11 protein-coding genes are annotated in these 12,338 nt (G+C 65.1%); 6 read left to right on the forward strand and 5 right to left on the reverse strand.

Features of this window, described 5'->3' with window-relative positions:
* From carB to carA, 3 genes are all read right to left on the reverse strand, one after another.
* The coding region (gene carB, locus V6M48_RS08885; RefSeq protein ID WP_332812183.1) for a carbamoyl-phosphate synthase large subunit at positions 1 to 1,290 on the reverse strand (1,290 nt) is incomplete at its 3' end.
* 72 nt (positions 1,291 to 1,362) lie between these two features.
* Complete coding sequence (locus tag V6M48_RS08890; RefSeq protein ID WP_332812184.1) at positions 1,363 to 1,833, reverse strand: hypothetical protein; 471 nt, start codon at positions 1,831 to 1,833, stop codon at positions 1,363 to 1,365.
* Positions 1,830 to 3,002, reverse strand: coding sequence for a glutamine-hydrolyzing carbamoyl-phosphate synthase small subunit (gene carA, locus V6M48_RS08895; RefSeq protein ID WP_332812185.1), 1,173 nt, complete (start codon positions 3,000 to 3,002; stop codon positions 1,830 to 1,832). Before carA ends, V6M48_RS08890 begins: the two co-directional genes overlap by 4 nt.
* Before the next feature lie 136 nt (positions 3,003 to 3,138).
* Between carA and V6M48_RS08900 the strand changes: the two genes are divergently transcribed.
* The 4 genes from V6M48_RS08900 (at position 3,139) to V6M48_RS08915 (ending at position 8,911) form a co-directional block, all read left to right on the forward strand.
* Complete coding sequence (locus tag V6M48_RS08900) at positions 3,139 to 3,591, forward strand: GatB/YqeY domain-containing protein (protein ID WP_332812186.1); 453 nt, start codon at positions 3,139 to 3,141, stop codon at positions 3,589 to 3,591.
* Positions 3,592 to 4,100: 509 nt separating this feature from the next.
* Entirely contained in the window at positions 4,101 to 5,966 is a 1,866-nt protein-coding gene (gene dnaG / locus V6M48_RS08905) for a DNA primase (RefSeq protein WP_332812187.1), read from the forward strand.
* Between the two features lie 37 nt (positions 5,967 to 6,003).
* On the forward strand, positions 6,004 to 8,052 hold the full coding sequence (gene rpoD / locus V6M48_RS08910; protein ID WP_332812188.1) for an RNA polymerase sigma factor RpoD: 2,049 nt from the start codon (positions 6,004 to 6,006) through the stop codon (positions 8,050 to 8,052).
* 187 nt (positions 8,053 to 8,239) lie between these two features.
* Positions 8,240 to 8,911, forward strand: a complete 672-nt coding sequence (locus V6M48_RS08915) for a DUF6975 family protein (RefSeq protein ID WP_332812189.1) — start codon at positions 8,240 to 8,242, stop codon at positions 8,909 to 8,911.
* 3 nt (positions 8,912 to 8,914) lie between these two features.
* On the opposite strand, the gene V6M48_RS08920 is transcribed toward V6M48_RS08915, so the two are convergent.
* Together V6M48_RS08920 and V6M48_RS08925 are read right to left on the reverse strand one after the other, a co-directional pair.
* Entirely contained in the window at positions 8,915 to 10,117 is a 1,203-nt protein-coding gene (locus V6M48_RS08920; RefSeq protein WP_332812190.1) for an exo-beta-N-acetylmuramidase NamZ family protein, read from the reverse strand.
* Positions 10,114 to 10,662 (reverse strand): DOMON-like domain-containing protein, encoded by a 549-nt coding sequence (locus V6M48_RS08925; protein ID WP_332812191.1) that lies wholly within the window; start codon positions 10,660 to 10,662, stop codon positions 10,114 to 10,116. Before V6M48_RS08925 ends, V6M48_RS08920 begins: the two co-directional genes overlap by 4 nt.
* A gap of 90 nt (positions 10,663 to 10,752) precedes the next feature.
* Between V6M48_RS08925 and tyrS the strand changes: the two genes are divergently transcribed.
* On the forward strand, positions 10,753 to 11,976 hold the full coding sequence (gene tyrS, locus V6M48_RS08930) for a tyrosine--tRNA ligase (protein ID WP_332812192.1): 1,224 nt from the start codon (positions 10,753 to 10,755) through the stop codon (positions 11,974 to 11,976).
* 54 nt (positions 11,977 to 12,030) lie between these two features.
* Positions 12,031 to 12,312: a GIY-YIG nuclease family protein gene (locus V6M48_RS08935; protein ID WP_332812193.1), complete on the forward strand. Its 282-nt coding sequence runs from the start codon at positions 12,031 to 12,033 to the stop codon at positions 12,310 to 12,312.
* Positions 12,313 to 12,338 lie beyond the last annotated feature (26 nt).

Genomic DNA, 12,338 nt, shown 5'->3' on the forward strand with positions numbered 1-12,338 from the left:
GCTCGGCGTCGCCAGCGCAGCCTCGATCTCGGCCCGCGGCGCGCCATACAGGGCTTTGACGCCATCAAGGCCGCTGAGGCCGGTCTCGAGGCCGCGCAGCGCCTTCTGCAGGCTTTCGGCGAAGTTGCGGCCGATCGCCATCACTTCGCCGACCGACTTCATCGCGGTCGAGAGCAACGGCTCTGCGCCCTTGAACTTTTCGAACGTGAAGCGCGGGATCTTGGTGACGACATAGTCGATCGTCGGCTCGAAGCTCGCCGGCGTCACGCCGGTGATGTCGTTGTCGATCTCGTCGAGCGTGTAGCCGACCGCGAGCAGCGCTGCGACCTTGGCGATCGGGAAGCCGGTCGCCTTGGAGGCCAGCGCCGACGAGCGCGACACGCGCGGGTTCATCTCGATCACGACCAGCCGCCCGTCGGCCGGATTGACCGCGAACTGCACGTTCGATCCGCCGGTCTCGACGCCGATCTCGCGCAGCACCGCGATCGAGGCGTTGCGCATGATCTGATATTCCTTGTCGGTGAGCGTCAGCGCCGGCGCGACGGTGATCGAATCGCCGGTGTGGATGCCCATCGGATCGATATTCTCGATCGAGCAGATGATGATGGCGTTGTCGTTGCGATCGCGCACCACCTCCATCTCATATTCCTTCCAGCCGAGCACCGATTCCTCGATCAGCACTTCGGTGGTCGGCGAGGCCTCGAGGCCGCCGGCGACGATCTTGACGAATTCGTCGCGATTGTAGGCGATGCCGCCGCCGGTGCCGCCAAGCGTGAAGCTCGGACGGATGATCGCCGGCAGGCCGACATGATCGAGCCCCTTGAGCGCATCGTCGAGGCTGTGGGCGATCATCGAGATCGGGCTTTCGAGCCCGATCCGGTCCATCGCCTCGCGGAACTTGAGACGGTCCTCCGCCATCTCGATCGCATCGGCGTCGGCGCCGATCATCTGGACGCCGTATTTGTCGAGCGTGCCGTCCTTGAACAGGGCCAGCGCCGTGTTGAGCGCGGTCTGCCCGCCCATCGTCGGCAGCACCGCGTCGGGCCGCTCCTTCTCGATGATCTTGGCGACGATCTCGGGAGTGATCGGCTCGACATAGGTCGCGTCGGCGAGCTCGGGATCGGTCATGATCGTCGCCGGGTTCGAGTTGACGAGGACGATGCGATAGCCCTCGGCGCGAAGCGCCTTGGCGGCCTGCGTGCCCGAATAATCGAACTCCGCCGCCTGGCCGATGACGATCGGGCCCGCGCCGATGATGAGGATGGAGCTGATGTCGGTACGGCGGGGCACTATGGGTTCATCCGATTGAAGCCTTCAGCGAAGGCAGGTTGGGACTGATCTGCAATGGAAGCGCTGAAGCTGTCATTTGCCCTCCATCTTGGGCGGGAACAGCCGTCCGGCGTCGAGCGACGCCACGGCCGGGGCAGCGAGCTTGCAATATTTCTCCGCGGTGCCGACCACCTTCTTGATCCTCTTGGCAAGCAGCTTGGTGTCGGACTTCGACGCCTTGTCGCCAATCGCGATCTCGTTCCAGGCGACATTGGGGCAATTGCGGAAGCCCGCGATCACCCGCACGTGTTTCTTGCTGCGCTCGACGCTGACCGCGAGATCGCCGGACGTATAGCCACCCTCGCACTGGTCCTTGGTGCAGGCATCGGTCCCCGCCCAGAGCTGCCGGCCGAAGTGCCACTGGTTGGCAGGAAGAACGAACAGATCCTCCGGAAGCCCGGGCGCGCCCGGCGTTCCGGCGCGCACTTTTTCGACCGGTTGAGCCGCGCCGGCAGCCGAGCAGACAAGCAACGCAACGCCGACGAGAAGGATCTGCGCGTTCATCGCTTCTTCTCCAGCTGGTTGACGAACTTTCCGAACAGATAGGTGCTGTCCTGCGGGCCGGGACTCGCTTCAGGATGGTATTGGACGCTGAACGCCGGACGGTCGGTGAGCTCGAGACCGGCGAGGCTGCCGTCGAACAGCGAGATATGGGTCGCCCTGGCATTTTCGGGCAGGGTCTCGGTGTCGACCGCGAAGCCGTGGTTCATGCTGGTGATCTCCACGCGCCCGTCTTCCAGCCGCTTGACCGGATGGTTCGCGCCGCGGTGCCCCTGGTGCATCTTGTAGGTGCGTGCCCCGACCGCGAGGCCGAGCATCTGGTGGCCGAGGCAGATGCCGAACAGCGGCTTGCCGGTTTCGAGCAGCTGGCGGATCACAGGCACCGCATATTCGCCGGTGGCCGCGGGATCGCCCGGCCCGTTCGAAAGAAAGATACCGTCGGGCTGATGTGCCATCACGTCCTCGAAGCTCGAGGTGGCGGGTAGCACCGTCACCCGCGCGCCGGCATCGGCTAGATTACGGAAGATGTTGCGCTTCGAGCCATAGTCGATCGCGACGATATGCGGCAGCGACAGGTCATCCTCGCGCTCGCCATAGCCATCGCCGAGCTTCCAGCGACCACCCGACCAGCGGAACATCTGGCGGCAGGAGACCTCCTTGGCCAGGTCCATGCCTTCGAGGCCGGGCCATTCGCGCGCCTTTTGCAGCAGGGCGTCAATGTCGAAACCGCCGTCAGTGCTGTGCGCGATCACGCCATTGGGCGCGCCCTCGGTGCGGATCTTCCGGGTCAGCGCGCGCGTGTCGACGCCGGCAAGACCGATCCTGCCATTGGCCTTGAGCCAGGCATCGAAACCCTGGACGCTGCGGAAATTGCTTGGTGCGGTGACGTCGTCGCGGACGATGCAGCCCAAAGCGTGCGGATTGTCCGCCTCGAGGTCTTCGTAATTGGCGCCGACGTTGCCGATATGCGGGAAGGTGAAGGTGATGATCTGCGCCGCATAGGAGGGATCGGTCATCACCTCCTGATAGCCGGTCATCGCCGTGTTGAAGCAGACTTCGCCGACGGCCTGGCCCTCGGCGCCGAAGCCCCTTCCCCAGATGATCGTGCCGTCGGCCAGGACCAATACGCCCGTCGCTCCTTCGGGCGCTTGGACGGGTTTGGCGATGGCCACTCGATTGTTCTCCGGAGATATTTGGCTGGTCAAACGGCCGGGTAGGTAGGTGCGCCCCACCCCCCGGTCAATCTATTAAAAAACGCCCCAGCCGGCTATGCTGTCCGCTTTCCCGCAGCAGGAAGCAAGAGCCGCCATGATTCGCGACGACCTCAAAGCCGCGCTCGTCTCCGCCATGAAAAGCGGCGACAAGACGCGCACCGCCGCCATCCGCCTGATACAGGCAGCGCTCAAGAATCGCGACATCGAATTGCGCGGCTCCGACAAGGCGCCGGACGACGACGTGCTGGTGACCGAGGTCCTCCAGAAAATGATCAAGCAGCGCCGCGAATCGATCGCCTTGTACGAGCAAGGCGGCCGCGCCGAGCTCGCCGACGTCGAGAAGACCGAGCTCGACGTGATCGAGGGCTTCCTGCCGCAGCAGATGAGCGAGGCCGAAGCCAATGCCGCGATCGACGCGATCGTCGCCGAGACTGGGGCGAGCTCGGTCAAGGACATGGGCAAGGTGATGGCGGTGCTCAAGGACCGGCATGCCGGCCAGATCGACATGAGCAAGGCGAGCGGACTGGTGAAGGCGAGATTGGGGTAGCGATTAGAGGCTCCCCTCGCGCTTGCGGGAGGGGTTGGGGGTGGGCAAACTGCGGAAATGGCAAGTTTCAAGTCAAGGCCAACGGGACTCGCGCGCAGCCTCCGCAACAATGCAACCCCTGCCGAGCGTCTCCTCCCGCGAGCGCGGCAGATGCAAAACTCCGTTCGCGGTGAGCTTGTTGAACCGCATGACCCCCTATTCCTCCCCCGGTTTTCCGGGGGAGGGGGACCGCGGAGCGGTGGAGGGGCCGGCTTCGAGGAATTCGCCCCTCCACCACCCTTCGGGTGGTCCCCCTCCCCTGCAAATGCAGGGGAGGAATGGATGACCGTGACCGCGCGGCGGTTCTGCGCCCAAGACGCTTTCCTTCTTTCTCAGAGAAGAAAGTGCCTTCGACAAGCTCAGGCCGAACGGTTTTTGGGTGACTCGGCACCTTTTGCAGCGGTCCCGCAAGCGGGAGGGGAAAATGAAAGCGCCCCACCACGCCCTTCGATCGAATGGCGGGGGAAGGAATGAGTCTCTCCCCCCAATTCCTCGACGAGCTTCGCGCCCGTGTGTCGCTTTCGGCCTTGATCGGAAAGCAGGTGAAGCTGGTCCGCGCCGGGCGGGAGTGGAAGGCCTGCTGCCCGTTCCACCAGGAAAAGACCCCGTCGTTCACGATCAACGACGAAAAGGGCTTCTATCATTGCTTCGGCTGCGGCGCGCACGGCGATGCGATCCGCTATCTCACCGAAGCGCGCGGGCTGCCGTTCATCGACGCGGTGAAGGAGCTTGCCGACGCCGCCGGCATGGACGTGCCGGCGCCCGATCCCCGCGCCCGCGAACGGGCTGAGCGGGCCGCAGGGCTGCACGAGGTGATGGAGGCGGCGGCGCGCTGGTTCTCCGACCAGCTCGCCGGGCTCGAGGGCGCCGGCGCGCGCGCCTATCTGACGCAACGCGGCCTCTCCGACACCACGATCCGAAGATTCGGCTTCGGCTTCGCCCCCGACAGTCGCACCAAGCTCAAGTCGGCGCTCAAGCAATGGGGCGTCGACAAATTGATCGAAGGCGGGCTGCTGATCGAGCCGGAGGGCGAGAAGGAGCCCTACGACCGCTTCCGCGGCCGGCTGATGATCCCGATCCGCGACCAGCGCGGACGGACGATCGCGTTCGGCGGGCGCATCCTCGGCGAAGGCGAGCCCAAATATCTCAACTCGCCCGAGACGCCGTTGTTCGACAAGGGCCGCACCCTGTTCAACCTCGACGGCGCCGGCCCGGCGAGCCGCGATGCCCGGCGCCTGATCGTCGTCGAGGGCTATATGGACGTGATCGCGCTCCACCAGGCCGGCATTGGCGAAACGGTCGCACCGCTCGGCACCGCGCTGACCGAGGGGCAGCTCGAGCGGCTGTGGCGGCTCGATCCCTCCCCGATCCTCTGCTTCGACGGCGACAGCGCCGGCGAGAAGGCGGCGGTGCGCGCCGCATTGCGCGCGCTTCCGCATATCGCGCCGGGCCGTTCGTTGAGCTTCGCGACCCTGCCGGCGGGCCAGGACCCCGACGATTTGCTGCGCGCGAAGGGACGCACGGCGCTCGATGCGGTGCTCGCGGCGGCTGAGCCGCTCGTCGATCGGCTGTGGCGGCACGAGCGCGATTCGCTGCCGCTGGCGACGCCCGAGCAGCGTGCCGGCCTTCGCCAGCGCCTGATCGACCATGTCTCGACGATCGGCGATGCCAACGTCCGCGATCAATATCGCGCCGAGATGCTGAGCCGCTTCGACACCCTCACCCGCCCGCCCCGGCGGCAATGGACCGCCCAGCAGGAGGGGCGCCGGCCCTGGGCAGCGAACGGATCGTTCCGCGGCAATCGTCCGCTGCCCCGCCAGGGCACCTCGGCGCGCGCCAAGGCGATCGGCACCGGCGGGCTCGGCAATCAGATGATCCGCTCGGTGCTGCTCGGGCTGATCCGTTATCCGGCGCTGATTCCGGCCCATGCCGAGGCGATCGCGGCGCTCCCCTTGCCCGATCGCGCCTCGGCGCGCTTGCGCGATGCGATGCTCGATGCCGCTCTGACGCACGGCGAACTTGATCGCGAAGGGCTAAATACCATATTGACCTCGACAGGCGTGGTCTCTCTGATCGAGGAACTCGACCTGGAGCAAGGACTGGCCTTTTCCTTCACCCGACGTGATGCCGACCCGGAACGCGCTTACCGCGACCTCGTTCTGGTCATAGACACGTTGGCGGCCCGGCCCGGAATCGACGCCGCTCTTGCGGCAGCGACCGCCCGGCTGAAGGACAAGGGCGAAGAAGCGGCGTTCGTCGAGCAGCAACGGCTGCGCGCGGCGCGGGACGAGGCGGACAAGCAGCTTGCGACGCTGATCGACGGCGACGCGGAGTGAACGACCAAGAGTTGGCGAACCAGGATTAGGCGTGCGAATGGCGAAAGCGAATATGGCCGAGGCGAGCGACAAGCAGGAGAGCGGCGATGCGCCTCTCATCGACCTCAATGAAGCCTTTCTCAAAAAGTTGATCAGCCGCGCCAAGAAGCGCGGCTACATCACTTACGACGAGCTCAATGACGCGCTGCCGCAGGATCAATTGTCCTCCGAGCAGATCGAGGACGTGATGTCCTCGCTGTCCGAAATGGGCGTCAACATCGTCGAGAATGAGGAAGCCGAGGAAGACGGCGAAGAGCGCGAGGCCGAGAGCGGAGCCGACAGCGCCGCCGACGGCGACGATGCCGGCGAGCTCGACGAAAACGGCCGCTTCATCGTCGAGAAGAAGAAAGAGACCGTCGACCGCACCGACGATCCGGTACGCATGTATTTGCGCGAGATGGGCGCCGTCGAATTGCTCTCGCGCGAGGGCGAGATCGCCATCGCCAAGCGTATCGAGGCGGGCCGCGACACGATGATCTGGGGCCTCTGCGAGAGCCCGATCACGTTCAACGCGATCATCGACTGGTCGACCGCGCTCAACGCCGGCGAGATGCAGCTGCGTGAAATCCTCGATCTCGACGCGATGCTCTCGAAGGGGCCGACGCCCGAGCAGGTCGAAGGCGACGAGGAAGCCGGCGACGAGATCAGCGAGAAGACCGCAGGCCCCTCCTACAAGGAGGAGGAAGACGTCGAGGAGGTCGAGGAAACGGCCGAGGACGAGGAAGACAGCCTCGTCGAGCGCCGCACCCCCCGCCCGACCGAAGAGGACGACGAGGACAACACCCTCTCGCTGGCCGCGATGGAGGAACTCCTCAAGCCGCAAGCGCTCGAGAAGTTCGCCAATATCACCAGCCTGTTCAAGAAATTCGCGAAGCTCCAGGGCCAGCGCATGGAGTCGATGAGCGCCGGCAGCGCGTTCGCGGACGGGGAAGAGAATAAATATCAAAAGCTGCGCGAGCAGCTCACCGCCGAGGTCGAGAGCGTCCAGTTCCACGGCGCCAAGATCGAATATCTGGTCGACCAGCTGTACAGCTACAACCGGCGCCTGACCGCGTTGGGCGGGCAGATGCTGCGTCTCGCCGAGCGCCACAAGGTGCCGCGCAAGCAATTCCTCGATTCCTACCTCGGCCACGAGATCGACGAGGGCTGGAGCGAGAAAGTCTGCAATCTCGACAAGAAATGGAATGCTTTCTGCACGCAGGAAGCCGACGCGATCGACCGCATCCGCGTCGAGATCGCCGAGATCGCGCAGGCGACCGGCATGAGCCTCGCCGAATTCCGCCGCATCGTGAACCAGGTCCAGAAGGGCGAGCGCGAGGCGCGGATCGCCAAGAAGGAGATGGTCGAGGCCAATTTGCGCCTCGTCATCTCGATCGCCAAGAAATACACCAACCGCGGCCTGCAGTTCCTGGATCTGATCCAGGAGGGCAATATCGGCCTGATGAAAGCGGTCGATAAGTTCGAATACCGCCGCGGCTACAAATTCTCGACCTATGCGACCTGGTGGATCCGCCAGGCGATCACCCGCTCGATCGCCGATCAGGCGCGCACGATCCGTATTCCGGTCCACATGATCGAGACGATCAACAAATTGGTCCGCACCAGCCGTCAGATCCTCCACGAGATCGGCCGTGAGCCGACGCCCGAAGAGCTTGCCGAGCGCCTGTCGATGCCGCTCGAGAAGGTCCGCAAGGTGATGAAGATCGCCAAGGAGCCGATCAGCCTCGAAACGCCGATCGGCGACGAGGAAGACAGCCACCTCGGCGATTTCATCGAGGACAAGAATGCGGTGATCCCGGTCGACGCCGCGATCCAGGCCAATCTCAAGGAGACGGTCACGCGCGTGCTCGCCTCGCTGACGCCACGCGAGGAGCGCGTGCTCCGGATGCGCTTCGGCATCGGCATGAACACCGATCACACGCTCGAGGAGGTCGGCCAACAATTCTCGGTGACTCGCGAGCGCATCCGCCAGATCGAGGCCAAGGCGCTGAGGAAGCTCAAGCACCCCTCGCGCAGCCGCAAGATGCGCAGCTTCCTCGATCAGTGATCGACCCTTTCCCCTCCCGCACGCCGGGAGGGGAAAATCGGCTTTGATTGCGCCCGATCGGCCGCTTCACCCGCCGCGAACCTTAATCCTGATCAACTAGCTAACGCGCCGTAAACCTCGTTTTTACGCCACTAAGTTAGAGCCACTCTCCTAGGGCTGCGGGATGCAGCGGGTTGGAGGGATTTCTATGGCATCAGCACCGGCCGAAAAGGCAAAGGGTGCCCTGACGGGCAATCTCCTTTTCGCCTGCGTGACTGAGCATGGCAGCGCCTCCCACCCCTATCTTGCGAGCGACGAGCTGCTCAAAGGCGCTTACGCGACGCGCAACCTCGCGGATGCGGTCCATTTCCTCTGCACTCTCCACGGCCGCTACCCGGGCGTGATCGATCATGCCGCCAACCGCACGATCGAGCCGGCCGGGCGCGAATGGTTTGCGCTCGCGCTCGAAGGCTTCGGCGCCGAACGCGCCTATCTCGCCAAGCTCGCCGTCGTCGCCGGTCCGCTGCCGAGCACGCCCGGCGCCGGCGACAATGACGCGATATTGCGCGCCCAGCGCAATGCGATCGAAATGCTCGCCCAGTCCGAACGGCGCGGCTGCGCGCTTGGCGCGGCGATGGCGCTGATCATCGATTGGGTCGTGATTCGCGGCGTGCTCGATTGCGCCGCCAAGCGCTTCGGCGTCGACGCCCCCGAGCCGCGCTTGCTCGATACACGGCCGATCCGCGCGCTTGCCGACCAATCGGATGGAACGCCGGCGGTCACCCGCGCCTTGCTGTTCGGCGCCGAGCAAGTCGCGCTCCAGCATCGCGGGCTGTGGGACCTGCTCGAAGCCCGCCAGCAGGCACGCGGCATCTACTAGTTTTCAATAACGCAAATATCCCCGCCGCTCTTCCGCCCATGCCTTTTCATCGGGAACGGTTAACGCCTCGAGATCCCCGGGCGCCGAGCCGGCATCGTCGACCCACTCGCGCAGCCCCGGGCCGCCGTTGATCACGTCGATCGCGAGCTTGTCGCGCACATATTCGTACGGAAAATCGCGCCACAATAGATAGTCCGGGTAGAGCCGCCGGATCGCCTTGAAGCCGAGCGCCTGCAGCCGCCACGGCCGGAACGCGAGCGGATCATAGCCGGGATCCTCGGGATGGATCTGGACGCCGTTGCAGAGCATGCCCTTGTGCTTGTGGAAGGTCGGCTCGAACCAGCATTCGCGCAGGAGGCAGCCCTTGAGCCACTGCGGCGCCAGCCTTTGCATCTCGGCCAGAACCGCGCGGGCGTCGATGTCGGGCGCGCCGAACAATTCGAGCGGCCGGGTGGTGCCGCGGCCTTCCGAAAGCGTCGTCCCCTCCAGCATCACCGTCCCAGCATAAGCGCGCGCCATCGCGAGATTGGCCGCGTTGGGGCTTGGATTGACCCAGATGCGCTCGCCGAGCGGCCAGCCGAAGCCCGGCGCGGCGTCGGGATCGTAGCCCTCCATCGAGATCAGCCGGTAATCGACGTCGAGCCTGAAATGGTCGACGAACCACAAGCCAAGCTCGCCCAAGGTGAGGCCGTGGCGCATCGGCAGCGGCCCCGCCCCGACGAAGCTTTCCCAGCCCGGCCGCAAGGTCAGCCCTTCGATCGGCCGCCCCGCCGGATTGGGGCGATCGAGCACCCACACCGATTTGCCGTGCTCGGCCGCGGCTTCGAGCACGTAGAGCAAGGTGGTGATGAAGGTGTAGATGCGGCAGCCGAGGTCCTGGAGGTCGACGAGCAGCACGTCGAAACTTTCCATCATCTGCGGCGTCGGTCGGCGGACCTCGCCATAGAGGCTGAACACCGGAATGCCGTGGATCGGATCGGTGAAGTCGGGCGATTCGACCATATTGTCCTGCTTGTCGCCCCTCAGCCCGTGCTGCGGGCCGAGCGCGGCGCTGAGCCTGATCCCGTCGCAGGCGGCGAGCGCGTCGAGACTGTGCGTGAGATCGCGCGTGACCGAGGCCGGGTGGGCGAGCAGAGCGACCCTCTTGCCTTCGAGTGGAGCGCGAAGCGTGGCGCTGGCGAGCAGACGTTCGATGCCGAATTTCATGCTGCGCTTGGTGCGGGCAGTTCGATCACAAAGCAATCTTCATGATGGAAATCCGGCTTCCCCGGCGGGTGCGCGAGCGCCCAATAGGATTTGCGGCCGTGCCTCTCCTCGATCACCGCCGACAGGCCGAGCCGCCACGCCGCGCCGTCGAGCTCGGCGAGGCCGCCGAGCTCGAGCTCGACCGTGCAGACGAAATGCTCGGGCGTGCGGTCGGTGGCGATCCTGGGCAGCGGCAGTTGCGCTTCTGTCATCGCATCGCGATAGCCGCCCAGCCGGTAAGCCGCCCACGCCCCCGACGGCGCGAAATTGAACTCGTGATAGGCGGGGTCCGCCGGGGCGCGCAGGAAAGCCTCGAAGCAGCTGTGCTGCCACAGGCCGTCGGTGCGGACCGCCGGGCCGGGATAAGGCAGGCTCAACCCCTCCACGTCGCCGGTGAGCAGGTAGCGCAGCCGCAGCCGGTTGGCGGCCGGCCGGCTGATTTCCACCTCGATGCTCTGCAGGGCGCCGCAGGGCGTATCGGCATGCGGCCTCAGCTGGCGGTTCACGATAGCCGGCGCCGATCGCCGGCTCGGGTGCGCGACCGCCTGTTCAACACGGCCTGTTCAACCCCGGGACCCCATGTTAACCGCGCGGCCATGACCGAACATCGCTCCGAACTCCTCCGCCTCCTCGGCAGCCGCGGCTATATCCACCAGATCACCGATGCGGAAGCGCTCGACTCTCTCGCCCAGAAACAGGTGGTGCCGGGCTATATCGGGTTCGATGCGACCGCGCCGTCGCTCCACGTCGGCAGCCTCGTCCAGATCATGATGCTGCGCCGGCTGCAGCAGGCCGGACACAAGCCGATCGTCGTGATGGGCGGCGGCACGACCAAGATCGGCGACCCGTCGGGCCGCGACGAGAGCCGCAAATTGCTCGACGATGCCGCGATCGATGCCAACATCGCCTCGATCCGAAGGGTGTTCGAGCGCTTCCTCGTCTTCGGGGACGGCCCGACCGACGCGATCATGGTCAACAACGACGATTGGCTGAGCGCGCTCGACTATATCCCGTTCCTGCGCGACATCGGCCCGCATTTCACGATCAACCGCATGCTGACGTTCGATTCGGTGCGTCTTCGGCTCGACCGCGAGCAGCCGCTGACCTTCCTCGAATTCAACTACATGATCCTCCAGGCCTATGACTTCCTGGAGCTTTCGCGGCGGGTCCAGTGCCGGCTGCAGATGGGCGGCTCGGATCAATGGGGCAATATCGTCAACGGCATCGAGCTCACCCGCCGGATCGACGGCACGCCCGTGTTCGGCCTGACGACCCCGCTGATCACCACCGCCGACGGCGGCAAGATGGGCAAGACCGCGGCCGGCGCGGTGTGGCTCAACGCCGAACAGCTCAAGCCTTATGATTATTGGCAATTCTGGCGGAACAGCCAGGACGCCGACGTCGGTCGCTTCCTGCGCCTCTTCACCGATCTGCCGCTCGACGAAATCGCACGGCTCGAGGCGCTCGGCGGCAGCGAGATCAACGAGGCGAAGAAATTGCTCGCCGACGCCGCCACCGCGATGGCGCACGGCCCCGAAGCCGCCGCCGACGCCGCCGAGACCGCGCGCAAGACATTCGAGGAAGGCGCTGCGGGGGGCGATTTGCCGACGCTCGCGGTTGCGCCCGAGGGGGTCAGCGTCATTCAGGCGAACACTGCGCTAGGCTTCACCTCTTCCAACAAGGAAGCACGTCGCAAAGTTCTGGAAGGAGCGATTCGGGTCAATGACGAGAAGGTGTCCGATCCCGCATATCTGGTGAAGCCCGGCGACAAAATAAGCTTCGGCGGCAAGAAGCACGGGCTGGTGGTGGGAACGGGTTAAAAATCCGTTCGGCCTGAGCTTGTCGAAGGCCCCTACTTGCGCTCTTTTGGAAGCATGCCGTTCTGGACGTACATGCTCCATTGCGATGATCGTAGCTTCTACGTCGGTCACACCGATAACCTGAAAGCACGCATGGCTGCTCACAGCTTCGGCTCGTTTGGAGGCTATACCGCCTCAAGGCTGCCGGTTGCGCTGGTATGGTCCGAACAATTTCCCACGCGTCTCGAGGCCTTGGCGATGGAGCGCCGGATCAAGGGTTGGTCTCGTGCGAAAAAAATGGCGTTGATCCGAGATGATTGGGACGCCATCAGCAAGCTCGGGAAGAGTATTAAGTAAGGGCCTTCGACAAGCTCAGGCCGAAC

It is taken from the genome of Sphingomonas sp. (assembly GCF_036677245.1).
Lineage (GTDB): Bacteria > Pseudomonadota > Alphaproteobacteria > Sphingomonadales > Sphingomonadaceae > Allosphingosinicella.

Coding starts and splice junctions, on each gene's coding strand:
- V6M48_RS08890 (WP_332812184.1), bottom strand. CDS start 1,833: ATGAACGCGCAGATCCTTCTCGTCGGCGTTGCGTTGCTTGTCTGCTCG.
- V6M48_RS08900 (WP_332812186.1), top strand. CDS start 3,139: ATGATTCGCGACGACCTCAAAGCCGCGCTCGTCTCCGCCATGAAAAGC.
- dnaG (WP_332812187.1), top strand. CDS start 4,101: ATGAGTCTCTCCCCCCAATTCCTCGACGAGCTTCGCGCCCGTGTGTCG.
- rpoD (WP_332812188.1), top strand. CDS start 6,004: ATGGCGAAAGCGAATATGGCCGAGGCGAGCGACAAGCAGGAGAGCGGC.
- V6M48_RS08915 (WP_332812189.1), top strand. CDS start 8,240: ATGGCATCAGCACCGGCCGAAAAGGCAAAGGGTGCCCTGACGGGCAAT.
- V6M48_RS08920 (WP_332812190.1), bottom strand. CDS start 10,117: ATGAAATTCGGCATCGAACGTCTGCTCGCCAGCGCCACGCTTCGCGCT.
- tyrS (WP_332812192.1), top strand. CDS start 10,753: ATGACCGAACATCGCTCCGAACTCCTCCGCCTCCTCGGCAGCCGCGGC.
- V6M48_RS08935 (WP_332812193.1), top strand. CDS start 12,031: ATGCCGTTCTGGACGTACATGCTCCATTGCGATGATCGTAGCTTCTAC.